Origin of the sequence: Mesorhizobium sp. LNHC209A00, from assembly GCF_000502915.1 — a bacterium.
Taxonomy (GTDB): Bacteria; Pseudomonadota; Alphaproteobacteria; order Rhizobiales; family Rhizobiaceae; genus Mesorhizobium.
The window spans coordinates 112,639-138,703 of record NZ_AYWT01000003.1 but is presented as its reverse complement, the minus strand read 5'-3'; the positions used below and the strand labels follow the sequence as shown (position 1 = coordinate 138,703).

Genomic DNA, 26,065 nt, shown 5'->3' with positions numbered 1-26,065 from the left:
GACCCGTGATCAAGTTCAAGCAGATTTTACCTTGTTCCGTCAACAGGAACGACATTCTTCTGGACAGAACGGTGCGGTGGCGCGACAGAGTGGTTCCGCTCGGGCTTCTCCGGATTGGGAACCGCAATGGACTTACAAGGCAACTCGGCTGATGCCGAAATCCGGCGCACCTCCGTCGAAGGTGTTGCGGCACTCGACCGGGCGATCGCCATCCTCGATGCCTTCAGCACGGCCGACCGCTCGCTAAGTCTTGCTGAAATCGCGATGCGCACTGGGCTTTACAAAAGTACGATACTGCGGCTCGCCAATTCGCTGTTGCGCGGGCAACTGCTCGAGCGCCTGGACGATGGGCGCTATCGCGTCGGACCCGCCGCCTTTCGGCTTGGCGCGCTTTACCAGCGTTCGGTGGTGGCGGCGGACATCCTGTTGCCGATCATGCGCGATCTCTCCGAACGAAGTTGGGAGAGTGTTGCCTTCTACGTCCGCTCGGGAGACGTGCGCACCTGTCTTTATCGGGTCGAATCCAAGCATCCGATCCGCTACACGATACGCGAAGGCGACGTATTGCCTCTGCTCGCGGGCTCGGGCGGGCGCGTGCTGGCGGCGTTTTCGGGACAGCAGGGCGAACCCTACGAAACCATCCGTAAAACGTTCAATTGTCTCGCTGTGGGTGACCGGGACCACGAAACGGCAGGCGTCTCGGCACCGGTTTTTGGGCCGGGCCACGTGCTGCTTGGCGCCTTGACGCTGGCTGGTCCAAGCACGCGCGTCGACGCTGCCTTCCTTGGGCGCATGAAGCGCCCGCTGCTTGAGGCGGCGGCCCGCGCCACTCGCGCCTTCGGCGGGGATGCCTCCATGCTGGATCAGGTGAGCCTCGCGACGGAGGCTTGGCGCTAGCTCCCGCCATTATGGCGTCGGAAGACCTCCAACTTCCGTTCGCCGCCCTTGTAGGGAAGCTGCGGCTCAAGGCCGGCCGCGGCAGGTCAGGTGTGCAGCGGTTTTCCGTCCGGATTGCGCGTTTGTAGCGCCTGGCCGGTTGGTTGTCGGCGCCCTCCGCCTCGCCTGACACCGCTCAGGGCAGCCGCTCCAACAGGATGGTCGGCGCATCGTGATAGAGGGTCTGCGTCAGCTCGGTATAGCCGCACTTCCTGGCGACGTTCAGCGAAGCCGTATTTTCGGGATCGATGATGCAGACGGTTCTGGCACGTCCGAACGTCTCGTCGCCCCAGCCATGCACGCGGCTGACGATCTCCGTGGCAAGGCCGGCGCCGTGCGCGGCCGGGGCGAGCGCCCACCCCGCCTCTGGGATGCCTTCGATCGACGGCTCCATGTCGCGCTTCAGATCGTGGAAACCGGCCTCACCGACGAAGCGGCCGGTCGCTTTCTCCTCGATGGCCCAGAAGCCGTAGCCAAGCAGCGACCACAGGCCGGCATGGCGCAGGAAGCGCATCCAGCTTTCCTCACGCGTGCGCGGCTTGCCGCCGATGAAGCGGGTGACGACGGGGTCGGCCCACATGGCGGTATAGGCATCGAAATCCTCCAGTCGGTGCGCCCTTAGAATGGTTCGCTCGGTCTCGATGACCGGAACGCCGTGCGGATTTTTCATGACGATATGCCTCGCTGATCGTCAGCGCTTAGCAAATCGCTGGTGCGGTGCAAGGGCCAGGGCGATACGCGCCATCATCCAGGGAGGCCTAGTTGATCGAAGAGAACTTCAGCCGTGCCAAACCATATTCATGTAGACACCACCACGCTGCAATTCATCCAGCATCTGGTCGAGCCGCTTTCGCCTGGTGTCCGGTCGCTTGGCGCGGCGGATCCAGCCCAGATAGTCGTTCCTCTGATAGTCCGGCCGAGCCTCATAGGCGGTCGTCAGCCCGCGCTCCACCAGGGCAGCGCGGACCGTGTCGGTCATCGGGTTCACGGCTCGTTTCAATCCGGTCACGTCTGCGAACGTAACCTGCCAGGATTCGGCGTCAACGCTGCCTATGGCTAGGTGCGGACTCCGCTATGGGAAATCCATGCGGCGGTGTTATTTCCCCGCAGGATGATTCAGCACCTGCCAACGCGACCTTTTTACAGGCGAGTTTGGGCCATCGACCTGGGGCGACGAGCATGGATACAACCGACCTTGCGCTTGCCATTGTTCATCACCTGCTGGTGTTCTCGCTGGCGGGGATCATCGGCGCCGAATTCGTGCTGATCCGTGGCGACCTGCCCGCCGCGACACTGAAGCGGCTCGCCGCCATCGACCGCCATTACGGCATCATCGCCGCCCTCATCATCGTCGTCGGCATCGGCCGTCTCGTCTGGGGGCTCAAAGGCTGGGAGTTCTACGTCCACAACTGGGTGTTCTGGGCCAAGATGACGGCGTTTGCGATCGTCGGTCTGCTGTCGATCATCCCGACCGTCCGTTTCATTTCCTGGAACAGGCAGGCCAGCGCCGATCCATCCTTCGCCGTGCCCTTGGGCGAACTGGCTTCGGTGAAGACCTACATCCGCGCCGAGGCTGTCGTCTTCCTGCTGATCCCGGTGTTCGCGGCGGCGATGGCGCGCGGCTACGGCATCTGATCTTCGGCGGCGACAGTTTCAAGCGGAGCGATCGGCACCAGGGGCGCCGGAATGCTGTTCGTCTTCACCTCTGCCTTGCAAATATCGGCAATGACGCAGGCCGGGCAATCCGGCTTGCGCGCCTTGCAGACATAGCGGCCGTGCAGGATCAGCCAGTGATGCGCATGGCGCATATACTCGTCCGGTATGATCTTCAACAACCCCTGCTCGACCTGTTCCGGCGTCTTGCCCGGCGCCAGGCCAAGCCGGTTGCCGATGCGCAAGATATGCGTGTCGACCGCCATCGTATGCTGGCCGAAGGCCATGTTGAGCACGACATTGGCGGTCTTGCGCCCGACACCGGGCAACTTGACCAGTTCATCGCGGTCATCCGGCACCTCGCCGCCATGGTCGCTGATCAGCGCCTGCGATAGGGCGATGACGTTCTTGGCCTTGTTGCGCCAGAGACCGATGGTCCTGATATAGTCGCCGACCTTGGTTTCACCGAGCGCCAGCATCTTTTGCGGCGTGTCGGCAACCTTGAACAGAGCCCGCGTCGCTTTGTTGACACCCGCATCGGTCGCTTGCGCCGAAAGCACCACCGCCACCAGCAGCGTGAAGGCATTGACGTGTTCGAGTTCGCCCCTCGGCTCCGGCCGCTGTACCGAAAAACGCCGGAAAATCTCATGCACTTCGGCCGGGCTGTAGCGGGACGAGCGCCGCAGCGGCCGAGGGCGCGGCTTGGCATTGGACCCATCACGCCGTCCGGCCGGCAGCTCTTTTTCGGGCATGGAAGACTCATTGGACTTGGGACGCGCCATTTCCCTCCTATAATAGTCTGTCATGAGTGACACAAACGCCTCGTTTCAGGCTGACGAGCCCTTCTTTCATGCATTGCTGACCCCGCACCGGTCGCTGGGCAGGACGGGCTTCCTGATCCTGATGGGCGCACTGATGTTCGGCTGGCTGGTGACGGGTGCGTTTTTCCTGTCGCGCGGTGCCTGGCCGGTGTTCGGCTTCTTCGGCCTCGACGTGGTGGCCGTCTACATCGCCTTCCGCGTCAATTACCGGGCTGCACGCGCCCGCGAGGAAGTGTCGGTCTCGCGCACCAGCCTCGACATTCGCAAGACGGCCCCCTCGGGAAAGTCGGAAGCGCATCGCTTCAATCCGTTCTGGGTACGGTTTTCGATCGCCCGGCACGCCGAGATCGGCATCACCAAAATGACCGTGGAAGCACAAGGACAGAACGTGCCGATCGGCGGCTTCCTCGACCCCGATTCGCGCGAGAGCTTCGCCACTGCCTTCTCGCGCGCGCTGGCGACCGCCAAGGCGCGCTAAAGGCAATTCCAGGAAATTTCCGTTGGGAATTGCGTGGAAACAAACAGATAGGGCGGTTCGCGACTAACACTGTGCTTCAGAAGCGATACCGCAGCAGCCTGCCGATCTTGCGCAGCGCCGGAACGTATTTCCAAACGCGAACGAACAGCTTGGCGGACCAGCCCATTCGGGCAGCGTGCTCAGGCTTGTAGGCCGAGATGCCCTCGCTGAACCGCAGCTTCGGAACCGCCCGTTCCAGTTCGTGCGGGTCGTCGATCCCCAATGGACCTTGGCGCGCCCGTCGCCTTGATCGTCGGATTGAGACGAAGCAGCGTCAGGCCGAAACGGCTATAGGCGTCGAAGACCAGTTCGCCTGCGGGTCCGCGAAATGAACCCAAGCAGCGGATCCGGCATCCGGCTCTCCAGCGCGTTGCGGTGGAGCGTCATGAGCAATGTCTCTTTTGCCCCCGCCGGATGGACTTTTTCGCCAGCCATCAGCGGCTCGCTGGCTCGAAGCCCGGGTCTATCTGGGCAAGGGCTGCAAGAAGGCAAGTTTCGGGTGGCGATCCGCGCCCCAAGGGGCGATATTCCAGCCCAAGGAGACAGGTCCATGAGCACACACACGGCAGTCCTCAAGAAGGACATCACGCCTGAGGGCAGCGACTACGAAATCGTGCGCCGCGCCATCGAAAAGATCAGCCTCGACTATCGCGACCAGCCATCGCTGGAAGAACTGGCCGAGGAGGTCGGCGAGACGCCGACCGGCTTGCAAAAACTCTTCACCCGCTGGGCCGGCCTTTCGCCCAAGGCCTTCCTGCAGGCGGTGACGCTGGACCATGCGCGCAGGCTGCTCGATTCAGGAATGCCTCTGCTCGAAACCTCCTTCGAACTGGGCATGTCCGGCCCCGGCAGGCTGCACGACCTGTTCGTCACCCATGAGGCGATGTCACCGGGCGACTACAAGACGCGCGGCGCTGGCCTCACCATCCGCTACGGCTATCACAGCTCCCCGTTCGGCACTGCCCTGATCATGGCCACCGACCGCGGGCTTGCCGGCCTCGCCTTCTGCGACGCCGGCGAGGAACGCACCGCTTTTGCCGACATGTCCGGCCGCTGGCCGAACGCGCTCTATGTCGACGACAGGGAAGCGACAGGGCCCTATGCCGCGCGCATCTTCGAGCCGACGCTCTGGCGCGCCGATCAGCCGCTTCATGTCGTCATGATCGGGACCGACTTCCAGGTCCGCGTCTGGGAGGCGCTGCTCCAGATTCCGATGGGCAAGGCCCGTACCTATTCCTCGATCGCGGCCAGCATTGGTGCGCCGAGCGCCAGCCGCGCGGTCGGCGCCGCCAACGGCGCCAACCCGCTNACCCGCTCTCCTTCGTGGTGCCTTGCCACCGCGCCATCGGCAAATCAGGCGATCTCACCGGCTATCACTGGGGCCTGACCCGCAAGCGCGCCATCCTCGGCTGGGAGGCGGGGCAGATTTCGTCGTGAAATGTCGATTTTTGCTTTCCGTCGCATAGAATATACCAATATTTGGAATACGCAGTATTATTGCGCATGAATTTGGAACTTCTGGATACAACCTTGGACAACCGCCGGTTTCTTCACCGCGTTCTTTCAAATCCTTATTTGAGTTTACGCTAAATTAACCACGATAAAGCGATGATGATCCATATTAATTCGGGCGATCCGACTTAATAGGAGGATCTCGATGAAGTTGTTCCGCACCGTGTTTGGTGCAGCCTTGCTGGTCATGTGCCTGGACCACGCGGCGATGGCCACAACGCAGAATGTCATTTTCAATGGCACCATCACCGCGACCTGTACGCTCGTTGTCGGCACCAACGGCACGATGACGGTGAGCGCGGACCTTCAGTCGCTGAGCTCCCACAACAGCGGCGGTTCGGCTGGAACAGTCACGCTCACCACCACGGGGGGTGTTTCACTTAGCGTCGATCCGGTGACCCTCACCACTGTGCCCGCCGCGGACAGCACGGCCACCACCTGGACACCCACCTATTCGGCCAGCGGCGCTCACACGACCGCTGAAACGGGGGCCACCACCGCCCTCACTGTCCCCGGCGCCGACCTTGTCTCGGTCCATCTCGCCGGCACCAAGGGCGGCAGCAACCGCTTCGCCACCGGAAACTATCAGGCAACGGTAACACTGCGCTGCGAATAGGCCGTCGCGAAGGAGGGGTCCTTGAAACATGCACGAGTCCTGGCAACGGCGCTGGCCGTCGGCCTGCCGGCCATTGCCGCCAGCGCCCAGTCGATGTCGCCGATGCGGGGTGAGGTCAACAGTTTCACCGACGCCTTCGCGGTCCGCGTGTTTCCCGCCAATCCCTACGGCCAGAAGATCAAGGTCGAAATCCACGTCTACGATCAGAATTTTCAGCCAGTGGACGCCAAGATCTCTCCGAGCGTTTTCCAACTGGGCTCGCAGGCGTCCCGTCCTGTCCTCGTGGTCGTGCCCTTCGGCGGCGCTGCCGAGCGTAAAGTGCGTATCTGTACCGAGAGCATCCCCTTTCCCAATCAACAGACGCAGATAAGGGCACAGATATGCGGAAAGTTTTTTGGGCACCGCAAGTCCTGACAGTCGCGTTTGCGGCAATCTGGGCAGGGATCTCGCCGGTTTTGGCCGAGGATGTCTACAACCTCAATCAGAATGAGAGCGGCTTCAACCTGCCCGGCGTGACCTTGCCTCAAGGGCAGGATGAGGTCCACGCTTCCGACGGAACCACCTGTCGCTCGGCCGTATCGGGCACCGGTGCCTATCTCGACCTTGGCGTCATCAGAGGCAACAATCAGGCGAACAACGACATCGCCACCTACGGCCGTGTGGTGATTCCGATCGGGCGTACGCCGAAGCGCGTCGATTGCAGCCGCCTCTACGAGCTTGAGGTCGAGCGCCTGCAGCTGGAGCTGAAGCTCCTCAAGATGGGCCTCGGCGGTGACGGGCCGACTGCGAGCGTGGCAGCTAGCGCTCCCACGCCCGTGGCCGCATCACCCGGATGGGCCAACGAAGGCTGGAGCATCAGGACCGGAAGCGGCGATGGCAAGAAAAAGAAGAGGAAATAACCGCGCGCTGCTCGCGATGGCCGCGCTCGCCGGCTGCTGCCTTCCGGCGCAGGCTGCGATCATCGGCACCTGCACCATCATCGTCGGGGCATCGGGCACCATGACCGCAAATCCGGCCATCGGCATACTGGGTTCCAAGCAGGCAGGCGGATCAAGCGCCAGCGCCACCGTGGTGGCAAGTTCCTTTCTGTGCTCGCTGCTCAACTTGCTGGACTGCTATTCGGTTTCAGCACCGGCGCCTGCGGCATTCTCGTCCGCGCCGAGCGGCGGCGGCACCAACGTGACCTTCGCCTCGGTCTTCCGCCTCGATGGCTCGGGGGTCGACAACAACGGAAGCGTGCCGCAAAGGGTCGCCAACGGCACCCACGCCATGCAGATCGACCTCACCGCCACCAAGTCGAGCGGTATCTTTCCCGCCGGCAACTATCAGGGCATCGTCACCGTGCGATGCGAGTGAGGCGGCAAATCACGCTGGACCATTCGCGTGGTCTGGCATCGCAGGGCTCGGCAGGATAGCTTCCGCGCATCAGTAGGAGGCATTTCTTGATTATCGTAGTCGGTTCGATCAACCTCGACCTTATCGCCAATGTCGATCGCTTGCCGAGCCCCGGTGAGACGGTGAGCGGTTCCAGCTTCAAGACGGCCCCCGGCGGAAAGGGCGCCAACCAGGCACTCGCCGCCGCGCGTGCCGGGGCTCAGGTGCGGATGGTCGGCGCCGTCGGCAAGGACAATTTCGCACCGGAGGCACTGGCTTTGCTGCGCGAGGCCAAGGTCGACCTGTCGGGCGTGGGAGAAACCTTCGCCTCGACCGGCACGGCGCTGATCATGGTCGGCGATGACGGCGAAAACATCATCGCCGTCGTGCCCGGCGCCAACGCTTCCGTGGTGCCCGGCGACCTCTCCAAGGCTTTTCTGACAAAGGGCGACGTCGTGCTGCTGCAGCATGAAATTCCGCTCGCGACGGTGGATGCGGCCCTAGACCAAGCAAGGGCGGCCGGCGCGATCACTGTCCTCAACACCGCCCCTTTCCATGCCGGGGCAGCCGCCTTCCTCGGCAAGGCCGACTATGCGGTCGCGAACGAAACCGAATTCGACCTCTATGGCGAAGCCCTTGCCCTGAAAGGCCGCGATCGTGCGGCGCGCATGCGCGACTATGCCAGCAAGACTGGACGCATCATCGTCGTCACGCTCGGCGGCGACGGCGTGATGGCGGCGACGCCGAGCGAATTCCTGACCGTCGCTGCTTTGCAGATCACGCCGGTCGACACGGTCGGGGCCGGCGACACCTTTTGCGGCTATTTCGCCGCCGGCCTGTCGTCGGGCCTCACGCTCGAACAGGCATTGGCGCGTGCCGGCGCCGCCGGCTCGTTGGCTTGCCTCAAGCCCGGCGCCCAGCCGGCGATCCCACTGGCCAAGGATGTCGACCAGGCCTTGCAGCAAGCCCGTTGAGATGATGCGTCCCCGCACCAGACACGCTGTGCCCGCGGCCAGCGACATCTGCCGCCTGTCGGCTGTCGAGCTTGCCGATGCTATCCGCCGGAAGAAACTCTCCGTGCGCGAGGTGGTGACGGCGTTCCTGGACCGCATCGACGCGGTCAATCCAATGGTTAACGCCATCGTCTCGTTGCGCGACCGTGCCGACATCCTGCGTGAGGCCGATGCCGCCGATATCAGGCGGACGGACGGAACCAGCCCCCTCTTTGGCCTCCCCATCGCCATCAAGGACCTTGCCTCGACCACCGGCCTCAGGACCTCGTTCGGCTCGCCGATCTTCGCCGATTTCGTGCCGCAGGAAGACGATTTCTTCGTCGAACGCATCCGCGACGCCGGCGCCATCATCATCGGTAAGACCAACGTTCCCGAATTCGGGCTCGGCTCCAACACCTACAACAATGTTTTCGGACCGACGCTGAACGCTTTCGATCCGGCGCTGACCGCCGGCGGCTCGAGTGGCGGAGCGGCGGTGGCGCTGGCACTCGACATGGTGCCCGTCGCCGATGGCAGCGATTTCGGCGGCTCGCTGCGCAACCCGGCGGCCTGGAACAATGTCTACGGTTTTCGGCCATCGCAGGGGCTCGTGCCCAGCGGTCCCGACTTCGAGGTTTTCCACGCGCAGATGGGCGTCGAGGGGCCGATGGGCCGCAACGTCGCCGACATGGCGCTCTTGCTCGACGTGCAGGCCGGCTACCATCCGCAGGCGCCTCTCTCCTATGAGAAGCAAGGCTCCTTCCTCGAAGGGCTCGCGACGGCGGCGACCGGTGGCCGCATCGCCTGGCTCGGCGATCTCAGCGGTCATCTGCCGATCGAACCCGGCATCCTCGACTTATGCGAGGCAGCACTCGCACGGTTCACGGATGTATCTTTCCTGACCGAGCCCTTGCGACCGGATTTCGATTTCGAGGCACTCTGGCAGGCCTTCGTGGTGCTGCGGCAGGCCAGCAGCGGCTGCGCCTTGAAAGTACACTATGACGATCCCGCCAGGCGTGGCCTGCTGAAGCCGGAAGCCGTATGGGAAGTGGAAAACGCGATGCGGTTGACGGCGCCGGAGATACGAGCGGCCTCGGTCGTCCGAACCTCCTGGTACCGCACGCTGCTGTCGATGTTCGACCGCTTCGACCTTATCGCGCTGCCTACCGCACAGGTCTTTCCGTTCGATGTCGGCACCCATTGGCCCCGCGAAGTCGCGGGACGGATGATGGACAGTTATCATCGCTGGATGCAGGTTTCGGCCTTCGCCACCCTGGGCGGTTGCCCGGCGGTCAATGTTCCCGCCGGCTTCGACGACAGGGGCCGGCCGATGGGCATGCAGCTGATCGGCAGGCCACGCGACGATCTCGCCGTGCTGAAGGCCGCGGCTGCCTATGAGACGACGTTGCCCTGGTCCGCAGGGGCCTGAGCCAGAGGCGGCGCGTGCCGGCTTGCGCCCGTCCTCGCCGCATGCATTGATTGTCGCCTGACAGGCCGTGATAACGGTGTTGCGAGGAAAAATCATGTCGCTGGAACTCTACGCTGCCTATGTCCTTGCCTGCATCGTCATCATCCTGGTGCCGGGACCGACGGTCACACTGATCATCGCCAACAGCATCCGCCACGGTACTCGCGCCGGTCTCGCCAATGTCGCCGGCACGCAAGCCGGCCTTGCAGTCATGATCGCCATCGTCGGCATCGGCCTCAACACGCTGATTTCGGGCATGGGCCACTGGTTCGAGTGGGTCAGGCTGATCGGTGCTGCCTACCTGATCTGGATGGGCGTGCAGATGTTCCGCTCGAAGGGCACGCTGAACGCCGACGGAACCGCCCGCAAACCACGCGGCGGCTTCTTCCTGCAGGGCTTGGCCGTGGCGCTGAGCAATCCAAAGACACTGATCTTCTTTGGCGCCTTCTTTCCGCAGTTCATATCTCCCGCCGGCAACTACCCACTGCAGATCGTCATCATGGGCTTGACCGCCATGATCTTCGCCGCCATGTCGGATTCGACCTATGCGCTCGCCGCCGGCCGGGCCGGGCGCATGCTGTCGGCCAGCCGCATCAAGCTCCTGTCGCGGATCAGCGGCAGCTTCATGGTCGGCGGCGGCCTGTGGCTGGCGTTTTCGAAGGCGAAGTAACGGCGAAAGCGCGTTCTTCGCAGGGACATGTTGAAGAATTGTACGCTGCTGCACAACTTTACGACGTGCGCCTTGATGACAACACGCGAATTTCGATCGACGATGACGTCGCGCGACCGCATCTTGTCGGCTCGCTCGTTCCTATTGAACGGCAACACCACAAGCACGACGTCGACACCTATCGATTGCTCAATGGGTGACAACGCGTGCCGGTGACAACGCGCGCTCGTCGGCGGTTCCAAACGTCAGTTATGCCGCCCCAACCTCTCCACCAGCAGCGCGAAGAAACCATCATGGTCGATGTCGCGCATCACCATGGCGTTCTTTTCCCTGGAGGTAACCCCCCACCAGTCGACCACGGTCATGCCCATGGTCAGTTCGGAGGTGGTTTCCACGGTGACATTGCAATAGCGGCCTTTGAACAGACCTGGCTTCAACAAGTAGGCGATGACGCAGGGGTCGTGCAGCGGTCCGCCATCCGTGCCGTATTTGCCTTCGTCGTAACGCTCGAAAAATTCAAGCATCTCGGCGGCGGCGATGCCGACCTTGGTGCCGAGCTTGCGGAAGGCCTCGATGCGCTTGGACGTGGTCAGCGCCTTGTGGGTGACATCAAGGGGCATCATCACGATCGGGATGCCGGACCGGAAAACGACGTCGGCGGCATGCGGATCGACATAGATGTTGAATTCGGCCGTGGGCGTGACGTTGCCGCCCTCGAAGAAGCCACCGCCCATCAGCACGATTTCCTTGATGCGCGGCGCAATCCGGGGCTCTCGGATTAGCGCCAGCGCAACATTGGTGAGCGGCCCGAGCGGGCAGAGCGTGATGGTGCCGCTCTCTTCCTTCATCAGCGTCTCGACAATGAAATCGACGGCATACTGGTCCTGCAGCTTCATTGTCGGTTCGGGTAAATCCGGTCCGTTCAAGCCCGTCTTGCCATGGACCTCCTCGGCGGTGACCAGTTCGCGAGCCAACGGACGGATGGCGCCGGAGTAGACCTTGATATCGGGCCGGCCGGCCAGTTCGCAGATCTTGCGGGCGTTCTTTTCGGTGAGCTTCAGCGGCACGTTGCCGGCTACGGCCGATATGCCGACGATCTGCAGTTCAGGACTGCCAAGCGCCAGCAGAATCGCGATGGCGTCGTCCTGGCCGGGATCGGTGTCGATGATGATCTTGCGTGGTTGGGGCATTTCAATTCCTTGTTTGGCTGGCCATCAGCTCACCGGACCGGTCCCGCGCCCGAAAGACGCCAACCGGCTGCAAAGCTGCTGAACCGCTTGACGGGGGACGGTTCCGGCCTGCGCGCTTCTCCTTGCATCCGCGCGTCGTTTCAAGCGCCATGTCGATTATTCCTGTGAGTCCACGACGTGATCCTGGGCTATTTCCGTGGGTCCGCGACATGGCCTCCTTGGACGGGTCTTTCGGTGGCTTGAACTTGCTCGCGGGGCGGACCATATCAAGACCACCGGGAAAAATGCCATTTGGGTTTTTCCAGTTTATGTCGCTCTTGAGAGGACAGTGTAACATGAGCCGAATGACGCCTTTCTCCAGCCCGCTTCTCCTGGGTTTCGACGCCATGGAAAAGACCTTGGAGCGTCTGGCGAAGTCCGGCGACAGCTACCCTCCCTACAACATCGAGCGCCTGAGCGGTGCCGACGGCAACGCCGAAAGGCTGCGCATTACACTCGCCGTCGCCGGTTTCGCCGAAAGCGATCTCGATGTGACAACGGAGGAAAACCAGTTGGTCGTGCGCGGTCGCCAGACCGACGATACCGAGCGCGAATTCCTTCATCGCGGCATTGCCGCACGCCAGTTCCAGCGCTGCTTCGTGCTGGCCGATGGCATGCGTGTGATCGCGGCGGAGCTTAAGAACGGCCTTTTGTCGATCGACCTTGATCGGCCGGAGTCGGAACGGCTGGTACGGAAAATAAACATATCGGTGAAAGACTGATCTTTACCGATGGCTCTCATGCGGGATGGCCTTGAGCGGCGTCCTCGCGCCAAGGAGGCTTGAAATGACCAGAACTGACGAAACCATCACCATGACCAACGGCGAATTCGCCCATCTCGGCGAAGGCTCTGTCGCCTATCTGCGCAAGGTTTCGAGCGACGAACTGCTCGGCCGCTTCCCCAACATCGGTGAAATCGCGCCCGGCATGGAGCTTTGGGCTCTGTTTGGAGCCAATGGCCAGCCGATCCTGCTTTCCGACGCGCGTGACCGCGCGCTGGCCGGCGCCATGGAAAACGACCTGACCACCGTCGCCATTCATTAAAGACAATTGGTTGGCTGAACTGAAAGGGCCGCCCATGGCGGCCCTTGGAGCAATATTTAAAAAGATGGCTTCAGGCCGCGTGCGAGGCCTGCGTATCCGACAAAAGCGCATGGATCGCCGCGGCGTCGCGCGTGCCCCTGACCTTGGCCACGGTGTCGGCGTCGCGCAGCACGCGCGCAATGCGCGACAGTGCCTTGAGATGATCGGCACCCGCCCCTTCGGGCGCCAGCAGCAGGAACACCAGATCGACCGGCTGGTCATCCAGCGATTCGAAATCGACCGGCGTCTCCAGCCGGGCGAAAACGCCGGCGATGCGCTTCACGCCGGCGAGCTTGCCATGCGGGATGGCGATGCCGTTGCCGACGCCGGTCGAGCCCAGCCGCTCGCGCTGCAGGATGGTGTCGAACACCTCCCGTTCCGGAATGCCTGAAACGGTCGCCGCCCGTTCGGACAGCAATTGCAGAAGCTGCTTCTTGGAGTTCGCCTTCAACGCCGGCAAAATCGCCGGAACGCTGATAAGATCGCTCAGATCCATGCTTGAAAATCCTTGTTCGCCTGCCGCGCCAGTCCCCACCCCTCGTGCGGCTGGCTTTTATCCCTGTGCGACTTTGGTCGTGGACGGATCGATCCAGCCGATGTTTCCGTCGGGCCGGCGATAGACGATGTTGAGATGGTCGGTTCCGGCATTGCGGAAAACAAGCACGGGACTGTCCTTGGTATCGAGTTCGATGACGGCCGAGGCCACCGACATGGTCTTCAGCGTCATGGTCGATTCGGCGACGATGGCCGGTGCGAAATCCTCCGGGATTTCCTCATCGTCATCGGCAAGCGGTGCCATCACCGTGTAAGCGATGTCGGTCAACTCGCCGTTTCCATTGCCTGAATTGTGCGATTTCAGACGGCGCTTGTAACGCCGAAGCCGGGTTTCCAGCCGATCGGCCGCGGCCTCGAAGGCGAGTGTCGGATCCTGGGCATCGCCGGTGGCCTGCAGCGAGGCGCCGGAATCCAACCGGATCATGCAATCCGCGGAATAGCGCGAGCCCGATTTTATGACCGTGACATGCCCCGCGAAGCCGCGATCGAAATATTTGCCGATCGCTTCACCGACACGATCGTTGATGCGTGTACGGAACGCATCGCCGATATCCATGTGCTTTCCCGAAATGCGCAGATTCATCTGAAAACTGACCTTCCTTGCTCAGGCTTCAAACTGGCCCGAGTTTATACTCGTGATCCGTGCGCACAAGCTTTGCGGCGTCACTCGCGCCGATTTAAATCCGAACTTTCCGGTTGATCACAAGCCGCCTTCTTGACCATCCCGGGTCATTGTCGTGACGGACCATCCGCTAGCGGGCATCAAGCCCGTCTCATGCGGGCGGGCTTCTAGCCACTTCACCGTGGCTTGTCAATGAAACTTGAAAGCTGTGGAAATCGTGAACGCCTAGCGGCCGGCGCTGGCGAGCGCCCGTTTCTCGCGCCGGCGCTGTACCGAGGAGGGAATATTCATGCCTTCCCGGTACTTGGCGACCGTGCGCCGGGCGATATCGACACCGCTTTCCCTGAGCATGTCGACAATAGCATCGTCCGACAGCACATCGACGGGCTTCTCCTCGTCGATCATTTGCTTGATGCGATCACGCACCGCTTCCGAGGAATGCGCATCGCCACCACCCGATGCCGCGATCGAGGCCGTGAAGAAGTAGCGCAGCTCGAACACGCCGCGCGGGGTGAGCATGTATTTGTTGGCGGTCACCCGGCTGACCGTCGATTCGTGCATGCCGATGGCGTCCGCCACCGTGCGCAGGTTGAGTGGCTTCAGCTGGCGCACGCCATGGACGAGGAAGGCATCCTGCTGGCGCACAATTTCCGAGGCCACTTTGAGGATCGTCTTGGCCCGCTGGTCGAGGCTGCGTGTCAGCCAGTTGGCGTTCTGCAGGCACTCGGCCAGGAAATCCTTCTCCGCCTGGTTCTTCGCGTGCGGCGACACCTGGGCGAAATAGATGTGGTCGACCAGCACGCGCGGCAGCGTTTCGGCATTGAGTTCGACGGTCCAGCTGCCGTCATTGGCCGCCCGCACCTCGACATCGGCGACGATCGCATCGCTGGCACCGCCCGAAAACGCCATGCCCGGCCGCGGGTCGAGCGCCCGGATTTCGGCCAGCATGTCCAGCAAATCCTCTTCGTCGACGCCGCAGAGCCGCTTCAGCGTCTGAAAATCGCGGCGCGCCAGCAATTCGAGATTGGCGACCAGGGCCTTCATGGCCGGATCGAGACGGTCACGCACGGCAAGCTGCAGCGAAAGGCATTCCGCGAGATCCCGGGCAAACAGGCCGGCCGGCTCGAAGGTCTGGCACACGGCCAGCACCTTGCCCACCGCGACCTCGTTGGTGCCAAGCCGCGCGGCGATCTCCGCCAGATCGGCCCTGACATAGCCCGTCTCGTCGAGCCCATCGGCAAGTTCTCCGGCGATCAGCCGCGCGACGGGATCGATGAAGGCGAGCGCGACCTGCTCGCCGACATGGTCGCGCAGCGTGATCCCGCTCGCCGCCATGTCGCCGGCGTCGAGCCCCTCGGACGAGGAGCCTCCACTGCCCGAAGCCGATTTCCATTGCGCCGTCAGGTCGGGCCCCAGCCGCTCGCTGGTGCCGGGGTCATCGGGAAACAGGTTTTCCAGGGATGTGTCGAGCTTTTCCGAGATCGCTTCGGCGCTCCATCCCGCCTCGTTCTCGAACCAGTCGCCATCGGCGGCCGCTTGCGGCTCTACGTCGGGCTTCTGCGCCTGGTCGCTCGCGGCATCATCCTGCGGCTCGGCGCGCTCCAGCAGGGGGTTGCGCTCGATCTCCTCGTCGATGAAGTGCTCGAGTTCGACATGGGTGAACTGCAGCAGCCGAATCGACTGCATCAGCTGCGGCGTCATCACCAGCGACTGCGACTGTCGGAGCTGTAGTTTGGCCGCCAATGCCATGGTTCGGTTTCAAACGCCTCCTCTACGCGTTCCAACTTCCGGAAATGAATTTCACGGCCGGCCATAGAAACTGGCCCGGCTTTTGCTTGTCAAGGCAAAGCCTAGCAAAACCCGCTTACCGGAGCGTTATCCCGGAGCAAAATCGCGGAAAATAGGTCGCTGGCGGGCAAAAAATCGTATCAGGAAACAAATTTCACGCTCAGAGCGTAAAACCCTCGCCGAGATAAAGCCGCCGCACATCGGGATTTGCCACAACTTCGTCGGCGCGGCCGTGAGTGAGCACCTGGCCGGCGTGGATGATATAGGCACGATCGATCAGGCCGAGCGTCTCACGCACATTGTGGTCGGTGATGAGGACCCCGATGCCGCGCGCTGTCAGGTGACGCACCAGTTGCTGGATATCGGCGACGGCGATCGGATCGATGCCGGCGAAGGGCTCGTCGAGCAGCATGTAGGCCGGGCGTGTCGCCAGCGCCCGCGCGATTTCCAGGCGACGCCTTTCGCCGCCCGAGAGCGACATGGATGGCGCCTTGCGTAGATGGCTGATGTGAAATTCCTCGAGCAGTTCGTCGAGGTTGCGCTCGCGGACCTTGCGATCCTTTTCGACCACTTCGAGCACGGCGCGGATGTTCTGCTCGACATTGAGGCCGCGAAAGATCGAGGCCTCCTGAGGCAGATAGCCGATGCCGAGGCGCGCGCGACGATACATCGGCATCGAGGTGACGTCGAAGCCGTCGATTTCGATCGTGCCTTCATCCACCGGCACCAGGCCCGTGACCATGTAGAAACAGGTCGTCTTGCCGGCGCCGTTGGGGCCGAGCAGCCCGACGGCCTCGCCGGCGCGCACGCCCAGCGTAACGCCGCTGACGACCTTGCGGCCCTTGTAGCTCTTGGTCAGACCCTTGGCGATCAAGGTTCCCTTGAACTTCGCCTTGTCGACAGTGACCGTGGCCGGAGCCGAAAGCTTGCCTGCGGCCCGTCCCGGAAGACGCGCCGTCAGCGACGACAGGCTGACCATCAGGGGTTCGTCGCTCCCGATTTCGGCGCATCCGATTTCGGCGGGGGTGTGATCGACATCTGCACACGCTGCCCAGCGCATGGATCGACTTGAGCGAGCCCGGTTTTCATCTGTACGGTGAGCTTGCAGCCGACCAGAACATTGTCGTTTTGCGAAAGGACGACCTTTTTGCCCGAAAGCACCAGCACCTGGCTCTTCATGTCGAAACTGCCCTGATCGCCGGTCGCGACCTGCTGATCCGACTTGATGTAGACCTTGTCGGAGATCTCCAGGTGATCGATGTTGGCCGAGCCGGTCATGGCCGCCGCGCCAGCGGCTTCAGCGCCCTTGGCGCCCGCGTTGGGGTCCTTGACGTAGTAGACCATCATCTTGCCGGCCTTCATCAGCGTCGGCCCCTGGACGACGGTGACATTGCCGGTGAAGATCGCGACGCTGTCGGCCTGATGGACTTCCAGCTTGTCGCTTTCGATCTGGATCGGCTTGTCGCCGGCCAATTTGAGACCCGACACCTGGCTGGCCGCTCCCGACTGCGCCAGCGCCGGCGCCAGGCTGAGCAGGAACAGCGCCGAAGTTGCGGCCGCAAGCCGTGTCGAACTATTGAGCCACATTCGCTTCTTCGCCCTTTGCCTCAGCCGCCTTTAGAACGGCGGGATCGATGTTGACACGAACCTTGTTCTCGAACACCAGGATCTTGCCATTGTCCTGGACCGACATCGAATCCGCCCTGATCTGCGACCCGCCACGGCTGACATCGACGGGATCATCCGTCTTCATAGTGCCTTTGCCCATGTCGAGGAAGACCGATTTGAACTTGGCTTGCAGGCCGTCGGTCGTGGTGATGGTGACGTCGCTGTTCAGCTTCATCGTATTGCCGTCGCGATCGTAGGTACCGCGCGAGGCTTTGATCGCCGCGACATTGTCGGGGGCGATCGGCACCTTGGCGTCTATGCCTTCGAGTTCGATGATGCCTTGCGTGCTCACATCCTGGATGGCACGCAGCGCCGTCATCGAATAGGGCTGCTTCTGCTTGGTGAACCCGTTGAGTTTGGGATTGGCCATCACCAGCTTGCCGTTGGAGAAGGCTGTGCCTTCGGCCTGCACCGCGACGGAGACGGGCGCGGCGAGGTAGGAATAGACCGGGAAGGCGATGGCAATCAATGCCGCGGCCAAGGGCACGGCGAATTTGAGCACGCGCACGCGGCGCGAATGACGTTGGGCGCGGTCGAAAGCTTCGCCCCGCGTCCAGCCATCCGCCGGGGGAGCCAACTCCGTCTCCGGGCTGGTCGGTTCATTCGGTCGCGCTAACATGACTGCTTTCTTCTAAAACCCCTGCCCGGGGAGCACCGCCTATACGTGGGAGGCCAGCGCCCTCGCGCAAGCACAAGCCGACGAAAACCGCAAAAATGTGACAGCTGCCGTGCACAAACGAAACCCGGGTCAGCGCAAACAGCCAATGCTTCATAACAGAAATAGACGCCCTTGCGTCTTTTTTCACCACCGAAGTTCTTCCCACTTACCTTGCGCCGCCCCCACAGGCCAGTCACGAAACAGACAACACGGACCCCTGCGCGCGGATTGCCGCGCCATGTGCGGGACGGAACTGCTTCCCGATCAAGACATCATGGTCTAAAAGCGTCTCTTCCCGATGACTGTGAGGCTGACGATGGCATTGAGAGCCGACGACCTGATCGACCGCCGCCGCTTGCGGCGCAAGCTGACTTTCTGGCGTGTTGCGGCCTTTGGCATCGTGGCGCTCGGGGTGATTGCGCTGTCGGCCTGGTTCTATGGCGACGATTTCGGCGGCTCCGCCGTCGATCACATCGCCAAGGTCAGGGTCGAAGGCACAATCACCGAGGACGACGAACTGATCAAGCGGTTGGAAGCCATCCGCCAGTCGCCGAAAGTAAAAGGCGTGATCCTTGTGGTCGATTCTCCTGGCGGCACCACCGTCGGCGGGGAATCGATCTACGAGGAGGTTCGCAAGCTGGCCGCCGACAAGCCTGTCGTGGCCGAGGTCGGTACGCTCGCCGCGTCGGCGGGCTACATGATCGCCAGTGCCGCCGACCATATTGTCGCCCGCAAGACCTCGATCGTCGGCTCGATCGGCGTGCTGATCCAGTATCCTGACGTCAGCGGCCTGATGGACAAGCTCGGCGTCAAGCTGGAGGAGGTCAAATCCTCGCCGCTGAAAGCCTCACCCTCGCCCTTCAAGCCGACCAATGACGACGAGCGCGCCATGGTCCGCAAGCTCATCCTGGACAGCTACGACTGGTTCGTCGGCATCGTCGCCGAACGCCGCAAGATGACCCACGAACAGGCGCTGGCGCTGGCCGACGGTTCGATCTTCACTGGCCGCCAGGGTGTTGCCAACGGGCTGATCGACGCTGTCGGCGGCGAGTCCGTGGCGATCGACTGGCTGGCGACCAAGGGTGTCGATGCCAAGCTCAAGGTGGTCGAGTGGAAGGACACGGAACGACGCGGCGGTTTCCTGTTCTCGAAGGCTATGGCACGCACGATCGCCGGCGCGCTCGGCCTGCCGGACTCCGGCGGCGACGTGATCCATGAACTTGGCGCCGACCGCTTGTTTCTTGACGGTCTCGTTTCCGTCTGGCACCCTTGAGACGCGTTGGGACAGCTGAAAAAGCAAATAAAATCATCCTGATAATTTTGGCCGAACTGCTTTCACGGGGACCCGTCTGATGATCAAGTCCGAGCTTGTGCAGATTATTGCCACGCGCAATCCGCATCTTTTCCTGCGCGACGTCGAAAACATCGTCGGCGCGATCTTCGATGAAATCACCGACGCGCTTGCCGAGGGCAACCGGGTCGAATTGCGCGGTTTCGGCGCTTTTTCGGTGAAGAACCGACCTGCCCGCACCGGCCGCAACCCGCGTACCGGCGAATCCGTCGAGGTCGAGGAGAAATGGGTGCCGTTCTTCAAGACCGGCAAGGAATTGCGTGAAAGGCTGAACGGCGGCAAGTAGGCGCGTCAGCGCCGGACGGCCCTATCGGCCCGCTTGCGACGGAAAACATCATGCTCAATCGCCTCATGCTCATCGTGGTCTTCGTGCCCCTAGCGATCATCCTGATCGCATTGGCCGTGGCCAACCGCGAACTCGTCGCCTTCACGCTGGACCCGTTCAATCCCGGCAATCCGAAGCTGACGCTCACCTTGCCGCTGTTCATCTTCCTGTTCCTGGCGCTCGCCATCGGCATGGTCGTCGGCAGCCTGGCGACATGGGTCAAGCAGGGCCACTACCGCAAACTGGCGCGCCAGCGCGGTGTCGAGGCCGAAAACCTGCGCCAGGCAGTCAGCCGCACGCCCGCGGTGCCGCAGGCATCAGCCCAAGGATCCGCTCAAGGGTCGGCTCAAGGGTCGGCCCAGGGGTCGGCCCAGGGGTCGGCCCAGGGGTCGGCATTGCCGAAGCCGACCAATTGAGCCGCAGATCGGCGCGTTTCTTTTACGGAGCTTTTCATGCTGACCATTTCGGCCGCGGAGGTCGATCGTGCGCTGACCTTTCCTGGACTGGTCGATACATTGCGCACGGCATTTCGCGAGGGCGCGGTGCAGCCGGTCAGGCATCATCACGCGGTCGAAAGGCCTGACGGCGCGGCGTCGACCTTGCTGCTGATGCCCGCCTGGACCGATTTTCACGCCGCGGGAGGTTCCGCCGGCGGCCATATCGGCGTCAAGATCGTCACCGTCTCGCCAGACAACAACGCCGTCGGCAAGCCCGCCGTGATGGGGCTCTATCTCCTGCTCGATGGCAGCACCGGCGAGCCGGAAGCCCTGATCGACGGCCAGCGGCTGACGCAGTGGCGCACGGCGTGCGCCTCGGCGCTCGCCGCGTCCTATCTCGCCCGCGACGATGCCTCGCGGCTGCTTGTGGTCGGCGCCGGCGCGCTGTCGCCCTTCCTGGCCAAGGCGCACAGCGCCGTGCGACCGATCAAGACCATTCGCATCTGGAACCGCACCCCGGCCAACGCCGAGAAAGTCGCGGCCGATCTGCGCGCCGAGGGCTTCGCGGCCGGCGCCGCGACCGATCTCGATGCCGAGCTTGGCCAGGCCGACATCGTCTCCTCGGCGACAATCACCACCACGCCGCTGCTCAAGGGCACGTTGCTGCGGCCGGGAACCCATGTCGACCTGGTCGGCGGCTTCACGCCTGCGATGCGCGAAAGCGATGACGACGCGATCATGCGCGCCCGCGTCTATGTCGACACCCGTGCCGGCGCCACCAAGGAAGCCGGCGACATCGTCCAGCCACTGGCCTCAGGCGTGCTGAAGCCGGACGCCATCGTGGCCGACCTGCACGAACTGGCGCGCGGCCAAAAGGAAGGTCGCGGCAGCCCGGACGAGATTACGCTGTTCAAGTCGGTCGGCGCCGCGCTGGAGGACTTGGCCGCCGGCATTGCTGTCTACAAGGCACTCAGGGGCTAGTCGAAGCGAGTTTGGCGCCCATCGTCTCCGCGATCAAAGCGAAATCGGCCATGCTGATGGCGAACAAGCCAAAGCGCAACGGGTAGCCCCAGTTCGATTTGCCTGAGGTGAACTCCAGCCTCTCAAGCAATGGCTTGATCGGCGTTTCCTGTGCCTGCGCCCAGTCGACATCGCGGCGGAACGGCGTGAAGCCGCCGCCCATGTCGCCTTGGTAGGGGTCTCCTTCCCGCACCGTGCCGATCGCCGTGAACGCCTGCAGACCGTCCTTCTCCCCCAAAACCGTGGTCGGCGAGTAATAGACGATGCCGTCACCGGGCCTGACGCGGCGCAGCGGTGCCGCCTTGCCATGGTTGACCTGCATGAAGCCGTCCTGGCGGCCGCGCCGGACATGCTGCGCCGACGCCACCGCGATCCAACAAGCGTTCATGTCTGTTCCTAATTGGCCTGTTGTCCGTCGGCCAACGCTGCCCGGCAATCGGCCCGAAGTGCCGAAGTGCCGAAGTGCCGAAGTGCCGAAGTGCCGAAGTGCCGAAGTGCCGAAGTGCCGAAGTGCCGAAGTGCCGAAGTGCCGAAGTGCCGAAGTGCCGAAGTGCCGAAGTGCCGAAGTGCCGAAGTGCCGAACGATAGGGCCAGAGCCGCGGCAATGGCAAGTGCGGCCGTTCGGAACGGCTTCGGCGCGGAATCGTTGTTGCGTCATGCGACTATACGGCTTCCTGCTGTTCTGGTCTGTCTTGACCGCAATGATCGCTGCGCTCAGCCTCGGACCGTCCTTCGCCCATGTCCTGGAATCGGCGCCCCGGCTCACCCGATGGTCCCCGGCGCTTTGGCGCGAGGCCACCGTTTTCAACGGCCAGTTCCTGCTCTTCGCAATCGTTGGCGCGCCGCTGGATGTCGCGGCAATCATTGGCCCGGGACTGCTGGCATGGCTGCTGCGCCAGGATCGGCCGGCGTTCTGGTTCGCACTCGCCGCCACCTTGCTCTATGTACTATCACTCGTGCTTTGGTTCATTCTCGTCAGACCGGCCAATAAAATTCTCGCCACCTGGGTGCCGGGGCGAATTCCAGACAATTTCGAAGTCATACGGCTGCGCTGGGAAACCGGCCACATGGCCGTCACGGCGGCCAAGGCTGCCGGCTTCGTTTCGCTGGTTGTCGCACTGCTTTCGATCGGACGTGGCGGCTAAGCCATCGTCCCAATCGCCCTAACCCTCGCAATCGCAATGTGGCTCGGGTTTGTTGCGCCGATGGGCATAGCTGTGGCAGAAGCGGGCCGAACCGCCGGAGAAGCTGTCTCTTGAAGTCTTTTCGCGACAAACGCCGCGACGGCCGCCCGCATCAACCGGGTAAAGGCGAAGCCGCGCAATCGCGTCCACCGGAAGGTCGCGGCGTGGCCAGGCCGGAGGTCAGGCCGCGGCAAGACCTGAAGCCGGACCAGCCCGCACCAAAATCCACGCCCCGCAACCTAGCCCGTCGCGACGGCGTCCTGCCCGCTGAGCAACTTCCGGTAATCCTCGAAGTGGCACCCAACGCGGATTACGCGCTGCTCGACAGCGGCGCGGGACAAAAGCTTGAACAATATGGCCCCTACCGGATCGTGCGGCCCGAGGGCCAGGCGATCTGGCAGAAGGCTCTGCCGGCCAAGGACTGGGAGCGTGCCGACGCGATCTTCACCGGCGACACCGACGAGGAGGGCATCGGCCGCTGGCGTTTTCCCAAGACGCCGCTCGGCGAAACCTGGCCGATGAAGCATGACGGCATCGACTATCTCGGCCGCTTCACCTCGTTTCGCCATGTCGGCGTCTTTCCCGAGCAGGCCTCGCACTGGGACCATATGGCCGGGCTGATCGCCGCCGCCAGGCGGCCGGTCAAGGTACTCAACCTGTTCGGCTATACCGGCCTTGCCTCGCTGGTGGCCGCGCGCGCCGGCGCCGAGGTCACCCATGTCGACGCCTCGAAGAAGGCGATCGGCTGGGCCCGCGAAAACCAGGAGATATCGGGACTTGGCGCCAAGCCGATCCGCTGGATCGTCGACGACGCGGTCAAGTTCGCCGAACGCGAGGAGCGTCGCGGCAGCCGTTACGACATCATCCTGTTCGATCCGCCGGCCTATGGCCGCGGCCCCAAGGGCGAGGTCTGGCAATTGTTCGAGGACCTGCCTGATTTGACGGATCTCTGTCGCTCGATCCTGACTCCGAAACCGCTTGCCGTGGTGCTGACCGCCTATTCGATTCGTGCCTCCTTCTTCGCCATCCACGCTCTGATGCGCGACACCTTCGCCGGCATGGGCGGCAAGGTTGAATCGGGTGAGCTGATCATCCGTGAAAAGTCCGCCGGCCGGGCGCTTTCGACGTCGCTGTTTTCGCGCTGGGTGGCCTGACATGAACGAACGGCATGCCGGCGCGCCCGGTCAGGTGAAGGAAGTCACCAGCCTCGCCAATCCGCTGGTCAAGGACATCAAGGCACTTGCCTTGAAGAAATTCCGCGACCAGCAGAACGCCTTCATGGCCGAGGGGCTGAAGCTGGTCATCGATGCGCTCGACTTGGGCTGGCAGATCAGGACGTTGGTTTTCGCCAAGGCCGGACGCGGCAACGCGGCCGTGGAAAAGGTGGCGGCACGCACCGTCGCCGCCGGCGGCACCGTGCTCGAAGTATCGGAAAAGGTGCTTGTCGCCATCACCCGCCGCGACAATCCACAAATGGTGGTCGGCGTCTTCTCGCAGAAATTCCTGGCCTTGAAGGACATCCGTGCCGACAATGGCGATGTCTGGGTAGCGCTCGACCGGGTGCGCGATCCCGGCAATCTCGGCACCGTCATCCGCACCGTCGATGCCGTCGGCGCCAAGGGCGTCATCCTGGTCGGCGACACCACCGATCCGTTTTCGGTGGAAACGGTGCGCGCCACCATGGGGTCGATCTTCGCCATACCGGTGGCCAAGGCAACGACAGAGGCATTCCTTGCCTGGCGCGGCGGTTTTTCAGGGCTCGTTGCCGGCACGCATCTGAAAGGCGCGGTCGACTACCGCTCGGTCGATTTTTCCCGCGGGCCGGTGCTGCTGATGATGGGCAATGAGCAGCAGGGCCTGCCCGAAAGCCTGGCGGCAAGCTGCGACAGGCTGCTCAGGATTCCGCAGGCGGGCCGCGCCGATTCGCTCAATCTCGCGGTCGCCACCGGCATCATGCTGTTCGAGATCCGGCGCGGCGCGCTGAAGCTCGAACCAATTTCGGACCAGCAATGAGGGTTGCCCAATCGTGAAATCATGGTCTCCCTACGCGCTGCTCGTCATCGTCGCCATCGCGCTCGACCAGTGGATAAAGACACTGGTCGAAGCCGGACTGCCCTTCCAGGAAAAGCTCGACCTCCTGCCCTTTCTGGCGCTGTTCCGCACCTACAACACCGGAATCGCCTTCTCGATGTTCTCCTCCTTCGGCGACACCGGCCTGGTTGTCATCGCGGTGCTGGTCGTCGCTTTCGTGCTTTACCTCGCCACGCGCACGCCATCGGGCCATGTCATCGCCCGCACCGGCTTTGCCCTGATCATCGGCGGCGCGCTGGGCAATCTGATCGACCGCGCCGTCTACGGCCATGTCATCGATTACATCCTGTTCCACACGCCGGTCTGGTCCTTCGCCGTCTTCAACCTTGCCGATGCCTTCATATCGGTGGGCGCGGCGATGGTCGTCTTCGACGAACTCATCGGCTGGCGGCGTGAATCCACGCCTCCGAACGCCAAGCCTTCCGAAGATTGACCTCGCGCGGCCATCGCCGCACAGTCACGCCGAGCAAAGTTCGCGGAGAAAAAGATGACCGAAACCTTCAAAGCCATCCTCGTTTCGCGCGATGCGGAGAAAAAGCAGTCCGTCGCCGTGACCGATCTCACCGACGCCGATCTGATGGAGGGCGACGTCACCATCGCGGTCGAGGCAACGACGGTGAACTACAAGGATGGACTGGCGATATCGGGCAAGGCTCCGGTGATCCGTCGATGGCCGCTGGTGCCGGGCATCGACCTTGCCGGCACCGTCATCTCATCTTCCAATCCCCACTGGCGCAAGGGCGACAAGGTCATCCTGAATGGCTGGGGTGTCGGTGAAACCCATTTCGGCGCCTATGCCGGGCGCGCCCGCGTCAAGGGCGACTGGCTGGTGCCTCTGCCGGAAGGCATGAGCGCGCATGATGCCATGGCGGTTGGCACAGCCGGCTATACGGCCATGCTCTGCGTCATGGCGCTGGAGCGGCACGGCATCCTGCCTGAGCGCGGACCTGTCGTGGTGACGGGTGCTGCCGGCGGCGTCGGTTCGGTCGCCGTCTCGATCCTGTCCAGCCTCGGCTACCATGTCATCGCGTCGACCGGCCGCAACGCCGAAAGCCCCTATCTGATCAACCTGGGCGCCGCCGAGGTGATATCGCGCGACGAACTCAACCAACCCGCCAAGCCGTTGGCCAAGGAGCGCTGGGCCGGCGGCATCGATTCGGTCGGCAGCCACACGCTGGCCAATGTGCTGTCGATGACCTCCTATGGCGGCGCGGTCGCGGTCTGCGGCCTGGCCGGCGGCATGGATCTTCCGTCGAGTGTCGCCCCTTTCATCCTGCGCGGCGTCTCCCTGCTCGGCATCGATTCGGTGATGGCGCCGAAGGCCGTACGCCTCGAGGCCTGGCGGCGCATCGGCTCCGATCTCGATGTGGACAAGCTCGCCAGCCTGTCCACGACCATCGGCTTCGACGGCATCATCGGTGCGGCACACGACATCGTCGACGGCAAGATCCGCGGCCGCGTCGTCGTCGACATGTGACCCGGCTCAGGGGTGGCA

34 protein-coding genes and 1 pseudogene are annotated in these 26,065 nt (G+C 63.1%); 23 read left to right on the top strand and 12 right to left on the bottom strand.

Features of this window, described 5'->3' with window-relative positions:
- The first annotated feature begins 126 nt into the window (after positions 1 to 126).
- A complete protein-coding gene (locus X739_RS157600; RefSeq protein ID WP_023793773.1) occupies positions 127 to 897 on the top strand; it encodes an IclR family transcriptional regulator in 771 nt (256 codons plus the stop codon).
- Positions 898 to 1,072: 175 nt separating this feature from the next.
- Here X739_RS157600 and X739_RS157605 read toward each other — a convergent pair whose 3' ends face one another.
- Positions 1,073 to 1,606, bottom strand: a complete 534-nt coding sequence (locus X739_RS157605) for a GNAT family N-acetyltransferase (RefSeq protein ID WP_023793770.1) — start codon at positions 1,604 to 1,606, stop codon at positions 1,073 to 1,075.
- A gap of 108 nt (positions 1,607 to 1,714) precedes the next feature.
- Positions 1,715 to 1,915 (bottom strand): YdeI/OmpD-associated family protein, encoded by a 201-nt coding sequence (locus X739_RS157610; RefSeq protein WP_023770600.1) that lies wholly within the window; start codon positions 1,913 to 1,915, stop codon positions 1,715 to 1,717.
- Between the two features lie 200 nt (positions 1,916 to 2,115).
- Between X739_RS157610 and X739_RS157615 the strand changes: the two genes are divergently transcribed.
- A complete protein-coding gene (locus X739_RS157615; RefSeq protein WP_023793768.1) occupies positions 2,116 to 2,571 on the top strand; it encodes a DUF2214 family protein in 456 nt (151 codons plus the stop codon).
- Here X739_RS157615 and nth read toward each other — a convergent pair.
- Positions 2,559 to 3,371: an endonuclease III gene (gene nth / locus X739_RS157620; RefSeq protein WP_023793765.1), complete on the bottom strand. Its 813-nt coding sequence runs from the start codon at positions 3,369 to 3,371 to the stop codon at positions 2,559 to 2,561. The genes X739_RS157615 and nth overlap by 13 nt on opposite strands.
- Positions 3,372 to 3,393: 22 nt before the next feature.
- Here nth and X739_RS157625 point away from each other — a divergent pair, with 22 nt between their 5' ends.
- The gene (locus X739_RS157625) at positions 3,394 to 3,888 is read left to right on the top strand and encodes a DUF2244 domain-containing protein (RefSeq protein ID WP_023770603.1); all 495 of its coding nucleotides are present in this window, start codon (positions 3,394 to 3,396) and stop codon (positions 3,886 to 3,888) included.
- 76 nt (positions 3,889 to 3,964) lie between these two features.
- Here the strand turns inward: X739_RS157625 and X739_RS01000000165885 are convergent, their stop codons facing one another.
- On the bottom strand, positions 3,965 to 4,150 hold the full coding sequence (locus X739_RS01000000165885; protein ID WP_023770604.1) for a hypothetical protein: 186 nt from the start codon (positions 4,148 to 4,150) through the stop codon (positions 3,965 to 3,967).
- 327 nt (positions 4,151 to 4,477) lie between these two features.
- On the opposite strand from X739_RS01000000165885, the pseudogene X739_RS01000000165880 reads away from it, so the two are divergent.
- The 9 genes and pseudogenes from X739_RS01000000165880 (at position 4,478) to X739_RS1000000169175 (ending at position 10,759) form a co-directional block, all read left to right on the top strand.
- Positions 4,478 to 5,364, top strand: a pseudogene (locus tag X739_RS01000000165880) (bifunctional helix-turn-helix domain-containing protein/methylated-DNA--[protein]-cysteine S-methyltransferase).
- 220 nt (positions 5,365 to 5,584) lie between these two features.
- Positions 5,585 to 6,055, top strand: a complete 471-nt coding sequence (locus X739_RS157630; protein ID WP_023770606.1) for a hypothetical protein — start codon at positions 5,585 to 5,587, stop codon at positions 6,053 to 6,055.
- A 21-nt stretch (positions 6,056 to 6,076) separates the two neighbouring features.
- Positions 6,077 to 6,469 (top strand): hypothetical protein, encoded by a 393-nt coding sequence (locus X739_RS157635; RefSeq protein ID WP_023770607.1) that lies wholly within the window; start codon positions 6,077 to 6,079, stop codon positions 6,467 to 6,469.
- The gene (locus tag X739_RS157640; protein ID WP_023770608.1) at positions 6,436 to 6,954 is read left to right on the top strand and encodes a hypothetical protein; all 519 of its coding nucleotides are present in this window, start codon (positions 6,436 to 6,438) and stop codon (positions 6,952 to 6,954) included. Before X739_RS157635 ends, X739_RS157640 begins: the two co-directional genes overlap by 34 nt.
- The gene (locus tag X739_RS157645) at positions 6,929 to 7,411 is read left to right on the top strand and encodes a hypothetical protein (protein WP_023770609.1); all 483 of its coding nucleotides are present in this window, start codon (positions 6,929 to 6,931) and stop codon (positions 7,409 to 7,411) included. The genes X739_RS157640 and X739_RS157645 overlap by 26 nt, the downstream gene beginning before the upstream one ends.
- A gap of 86 nt (positions 7,412 to 7,497) precedes the next feature.
- Positions 7,498 to 8,403, top strand: a complete 906-nt coding sequence (locus X739_RS157650) for a ribokinase (protein ID WP_023781189.1) — start codon at positions 7,498 to 7,500, stop codon at positions 8,401 to 8,403.
- Between the two features lies 1 nt (position 8,404).
- Complete coding sequence (locus X739_RS157655; RefSeq protein ID WP_023770611.1) at positions 8,405 to 9,850, top strand: amidase; 1,446 nt, start codon at positions 8,405 to 8,407, stop codon at positions 9,848 to 9,850.
- Positions 9,851 to 9,944: 94 nt separating this feature from the next.
- Positions 9,945 to 10,559 (top strand): LysE family translocator, encoded by a 615-nt coding sequence (locus tag X739_RS157660; protein WP_023770612.1) that lies wholly within the window; start codon positions 9,945 to 9,947, stop codon positions 10,557 to 10,559.
- On the top strand, positions 10,532 to 10,759 hold the full coding sequence (locus X739_RS1000000169175; RefSeq protein ID WP_156939345.1) for a hypothetical protein: 228 nt from the start codon (positions 10,532 to 10,534) through the stop codon (positions 10,757 to 10,759). The genes X739_RS157660 and X739_RS1000000169175 overlap by 28 nt, the downstream gene beginning before the upstream one ends.
- Positions 10,760 to 10,804: 45 nt before the next feature.
- On the opposite strand, the gene X739_RS157665 is transcribed toward X739_RS1000000169175, so the two are convergent.
- A complete protein-coding gene (locus tag X739_RS157665; protein WP_023770614.1) occupies positions 10,805 to 11,749 on the bottom strand; it encodes a nucleoside hydrolase in 945 nt (314 codons plus the stop codon).
- Between the two features lie 335 nt (positions 11,750 to 12,084).
- Between X739_RS157665 and X739_RS157670 the strand changes: the two genes are divergently transcribed.
- Together X739_RS157670 and X739_RS157675 are read left to right on the top strand one after the other, a co-directional pair.
- On the top strand, positions 12,085 to 12,510 hold the full coding sequence (locus X739_RS157670) for an Hsp20 family protein (RefSeq protein WP_023770615.1): 426 nt from the start codon (positions 12,085 to 12,087) through the stop codon (positions 12,508 to 12,510).
- Between the two features lie 64 nt (positions 12,511 to 12,574).
- Positions 12,575 to 12,832 carry a DUF1150 family protein gene (locus X739_RS157675; protein WP_023770616.1) on the top strand — a complete coding sequence of 86 codons (258 nt, stop codon included), beginning with the start codon at positions 12,575 to 12,577 and terminating at the stop codon, positions 12,830 to 12,832.
- Between the two features lie 70 nt (positions 12,833 to 12,902).
- Here X739_RS157675 and ptsN read toward each other — a convergent pair whose 3' ends face one another.
- The 6 genes from ptsN to lptC form a co-directional block, all read right to left on the bottom strand.
- Positions 12,903 to 13,367, bottom strand: coding sequence for a PTS IIA-like nitrogen regulatory protein PtsN (gene ptsN / locus X739_RS157680; RefSeq protein ID WP_023770617.1), 465 nt, complete (start codon positions 13,365 to 13,367; stop codon positions 12,903 to 12,905).
- Positions 13,368 to 13,424: 57 nt separating this feature from the next.
- Complete coding sequence (gene raiA / locus X739_RS157685) at positions 13,425 to 14,009, bottom strand: ribosome-associated translation inhibitor RaiA (protein ID WP_015315719.1); 585 nt, start codon at positions 14,007 to 14,009, stop codon at positions 13,425 to 13,427.
- A gap of 264 nt (positions 14,010 to 14,273) precedes the next feature.
- On the bottom strand, positions 14,274 to 15,797 hold the full coding sequence (rpoN, locus tag X739_RS157690) for an RNA polymerase factor sigma-54 (RefSeq protein ID WP_023770618.1): 1,524 nt from the start codon (positions 15,795 to 15,797) through the stop codon (positions 14,274 to 14,276).
- A 199-nt stretch (positions 15,798 to 15,996) separates the two neighbouring features.
- Positions 15,997 to 16,815 (bottom strand): LPS export ABC transporter ATP-binding protein, encoded by an 819-nt coding sequence (lptB, locus tag X739_RS157695; RefSeq protein WP_023770619.1) that lies wholly within the window; start codon positions 16,813 to 16,815, stop codon positions 15,997 to 15,999.
- Positions 16,815 to 17,423, bottom strand: coding sequence for an LptA/OstA family protein (locus X739_RS157700; protein WP_023770620.1), 609 nt, complete (start codon positions 17,421 to 17,423; stop codon positions 16,815 to 16,817). Before X739_RS157700 ends, lptB begins: the two co-directional genes overlap by 1 nt.
- Positions 17,410 to 18,123 (bottom strand): LPS export ABC transporter periplasmic protein LptC, encoded by a 714-nt coding sequence (gene lptC / locus X739_RS157705; RefSeq protein WP_023770621.1) that lies wholly within the window; start codon positions 18,121 to 18,123, stop codon positions 17,410 to 17,412. Before lptC ends, X739_RS157700 begins: the two co-directional genes overlap by 14 nt.
- Before the next feature lie 355 nt (positions 18,124 to 18,478).
- On the opposite strand from lptC, the gene sppA reads away from it, so the two are divergent.
- From sppA to X739_RS157725, 4 genes are all read left to right on the top strand, one after another.
- On the top strand, positions 18,479 to 19,435 hold the full coding sequence (gene sppA, locus X739_RS157710; protein ID WP_023770622.1) for a signal peptide peptidase SppA: 957 nt from the start codon (positions 18,479 to 18,481) through the stop codon (positions 19,433 to 19,435).
- 79 nt (positions 19,436 to 19,514) lie between these two features.
- Positions 19,515 to 19,799, top strand: coding sequence for an integration host factor subunit beta (locus tag X739_RS157715; protein WP_006200394.1), 285 nt, complete (start codon positions 19,515 to 19,517; stop codon positions 19,797 to 19,799).
- Between the two features lie 50 nt (positions 19,800 to 19,849).
- Positions 19,850 to 20,254, top strand: coding sequence for a hypothetical protein (locus X739_RS157720; RefSeq protein ID WP_023770623.1), 405 nt, complete (start codon positions 19,850 to 19,852; stop codon positions 20,252 to 20,254).
- Between the two features lie 36 nt (positions 20,255 to 20,290).
- The gene (locus tag X739_RS157725) at positions 20,291 to 21,256 is read left to right on the top strand and encodes an ornithine cyclodeaminase family protein (RefSeq protein WP_023770624.1); all 966 of its coding nucleotides are present in this window, start codon (positions 20,291 to 20,293) and stop codon (positions 21,254 to 21,256) included.
- On the opposite strand, the gene X739_RS157730 is transcribed toward X739_RS157725, so the two are convergent.
- Positions 21,246 to 21,683 carry an EVE domain-containing protein gene (locus X739_RS157730; RefSeq protein ID WP_023770625.1) on the bottom strand — a complete coding sequence of 146 codons (438 nt, stop codon included), beginning with the start codon at positions 21,681 to 21,683 and terminating at the stop codon, positions 21,246 to 21,248. The two genes, X739_RS157725 and X739_RS157730, sit on opposite strands and share 11 nt — an antisense overlap.
- Positions 21,684 to 21,951: 268 nt before the next feature.
- Between X739_RS157730 and X739_RS157735 the strand changes: the two genes are divergently transcribed.
- The 5 genes from X739_RS157735 (at position 21,952) to X739_RS157755 (ending at position 26,047) form a co-directional block, all read left to right on the top strand.
- A complete protein-coding gene (locus X739_RS157735) occupies positions 21,952 to 22,440 on the top strand; it encodes a hypothetical protein (protein WP_023770626.1) in 489 nt (162 codons plus the stop codon).
- A 110-nt stretch (positions 22,441 to 22,550) separates the two neighbouring features.
- The gene (locus X739_RS157740) at positions 22,551 to 23,633 is read left to right on the top strand and encodes a class I SAM-dependent rRNA methyltransferase (protein ID WP_023770627.1); all 1,083 of its coding nucleotides are present in this window, start codon (positions 22,551 to 22,553) and stop codon (positions 23,631 to 23,633) included.
- Between the two features lies 1 nt (position 23,634).
- The gene (locus tag X739_RS157745) at positions 23,635 to 24,492 is read left to right on the top strand and encodes an RNA methyltransferase (protein WP_015315708.1); all 858 of its coding nucleotides are present in this window, start codon (positions 23,635 to 23,637) and stop codon (positions 24,490 to 24,492) included.
- 13 nt (positions 24,493 to 24,505) lie between these two features.
- Positions 24,506 to 25,003: a signal peptidase II gene (gene lspA / locus X739_RS157750; RefSeq protein ID WP_023770628.1), complete on the top strand. Its 498-nt coding sequence runs from the start codon at positions 24,506 to 24,508 to the stop codon at positions 25,001 to 25,003.
- A gap of 54 nt (positions 25,004 to 25,057) precedes the next feature.
- On the top strand, positions 25,058 to 26,047 hold the full coding sequence (locus X739_RS157755) for an MDR family oxidoreductase (RefSeq protein ID WP_023770629.1): 990 nt from the start codon (positions 25,058 to 25,060) through the stop codon (positions 26,045 to 26,047).
- Positions 26,048 to 26,065 lie beyond the last annotated feature (18 nt).

Excerpts from the sequence above, each read along its gene's own strand:
- X739_RS157745 (WP_015315708.1), top strand. The coding sequence starts at position 23,635 with ATGAACGAACGGCATGCCGGCGCGCCCGGTCAGGTGAAGGAAGTCACC.
- X739_RS157755 (WP_023770629.1), top strand. The coding sequence starts at position 25,058 with ATGACCGAAACCTTCAAAGCCATCCTCGTTTCGCGCGATGCGGAGAAA.
- X739_RS157700 (WP_023770620.1), bottom strand. The coding sequence starts at position 17,423 with ATGTGGCTCAATAGTTCGACACGGCTTGCGGCCGCAACTTCGGCGCTG.
- X739_RS157735 (WP_023770626.1), top strand. The coding sequence starts at position 21,952 with ATGCGACTATACGGCTTCCTGCTGTTCTGGTCTGTCTTGACCGCAATG.
- X739_RS157730 (WP_023770625.1), bottom strand. The coding sequence starts at position 21,683 with ATGAACGCTTGTTGGATCGCGGTGGCGTCGGCGCAGCATGTCCGGCGC.
- ptsN (WP_023770617.1), bottom strand. The coding sequence starts at position 13,367 with ATGGATCTGAGCGATCTTATCAGCGTTCCGGCGATTTTGCCGGCGTTG.
- X739_RS157675 (WP_023770616.1), top strand. The coding sequence starts at position 12,575 with ATGACCAGAACTGACGAAACCATCACCATGACCAACGGCGAATTCGCC.
- raiA (WP_015315719.1), bottom strand. The coding sequence starts at position 14,009 with ATGAATCTGCGCATTTCGGGAAAGCACATGGATATCGGCGATGCGTTC.
- X739_RS157610 (WP_023770600.1), bottom strand. The coding sequence starts at position 1,915 with ATGACCGACACGGTCCGCGCTGCCCTGGTGGAGCGCGGGCTGACGACC.
- X739_RS157655 (WP_023770611.1), top strand. The coding sequence starts at position 8,405 with ATGATGCGTCCCCGCACCAGACACGCTGTGCCCGCGGCCAGCGACATC.
- X739_RS157720 (WP_023770623.1), top strand. The coding sequence starts at position 19,850 with ATGCTCAATCGCCTCATGCTCATCGTGGTCTTCGTGCCCCTAGCGATC.
- X739_RS157670 (WP_023770615.1), top strand. The coding sequence starts at position 12,085 with ATGAGCCGAATGACGCCTTTCTCCAGCCCGCTTCTCCTGGGTTTCGAC.
- X739_RS157715 (WP_006200394.1), top strand. The coding sequence starts at position 19,515 with ATGATCAAGTCCGAGCTTGTGCAGATTATTGCCACGCGCAATCCGCAT.
- X739_RS157645 (WP_023770609.1), top strand. The coding sequence starts at position 6,929 with ATGGCAAGAAAAAGAAGAGGAAATAACCGCGCGCTGCTCGCGATGGCC.
- X739_RS157600 (WP_023793773.1), top strand. The coding sequence starts at position 127 with ATGGACTTACAAGGCAACTCGGCTGATGCCGAAATCCGGCGCACCTCC.
- X739_RS157725 (WP_023770624.1), top strand. The coding sequence starts at position 20,291 with ATGCTGACCATTTCGGCCGCGGAGGTCGATCGTGCGCTGACCTTTCCT.
- rpoN (WP_023770618.1), bottom strand. The coding sequence starts at position 15,797 with ATGGCATTGGCGGCCAAACTACAGCTCCGACAGTCGCAGTCGCTGGTG.
- lptB (WP_023770619.1), bottom strand. The coding sequence starts at position 16,815 with ATGGTCAGCCTGTCGTCGCTGACGGCGCGTCTTCCGGGACGGGCCGCA.
- X739_RS157630 (WP_023770606.1), top strand. The coding sequence starts at position 5,585 with ATGAAGTTGTTCCGCACCGTGTTTGGTGCAGCCTTGCTGGTCATGTGC.
- lptC (WP_023770621.1), bottom strand. The coding sequence starts at position 18,123 with ATGTTAGCGCGACCGAATGAACCGACCAGCCCGGAGACGGAGTTGGCT.
- X739_RS157660 (WP_023770612.1), top strand. The coding sequence starts at position 9,945 with ATGTCGCTGGAACTCTACGCTGCCTATGTCCTTGCCTGCATCGTCATC.
- sppA (WP_023770622.1), top strand. The coding sequence starts at position 18,479 with ATGGCATTGAGAGCCGACGACCTGATCGACCGCCGCCGCTTGCGGCGC.
- X739_RS157605 (WP_023793770.1), bottom strand. The coding sequence starts at position 1,606 with ATGAAAAATCCGCACGGCGTTCCGGTCATCGAGACCGAGCGAACCATT.
- nth (WP_023793765.1), bottom strand. The coding sequence starts at position 3,371 with ATGGCGCGTCCCAAGTCCAATGAGTCTTCCATGCCCGAAAAAGAGCTG.
- X739_RS157640 (WP_023770608.1), top strand. The coding sequence starts at position 6,436 with ATGCGGAAAGTTTTTTGGGCACCGCAAGTCCTGACAGTCGCGTTTGCG.
- X739_RS157665 (WP_023770614.1), bottom strand. The coding sequence starts at position 11,749 with ATGCCCCAACCACGCAAGATCATCATCGACACCGATCCCGGCCAGGAC.
- X739_RS157625 (WP_023770603.1), top strand. The coding sequence starts at position 3,394 with ATGAGTGACACAAACGCCTCGTTTCAGGCTGACGAGCCCTTCTTTCAT.
- X739_RS157615 (WP_023793768.1), top strand. The coding sequence starts at position 2,116 with ATGGATACAACCGACCTTGCGCTTGCCATTGTTCATCACCTGCTGGTG.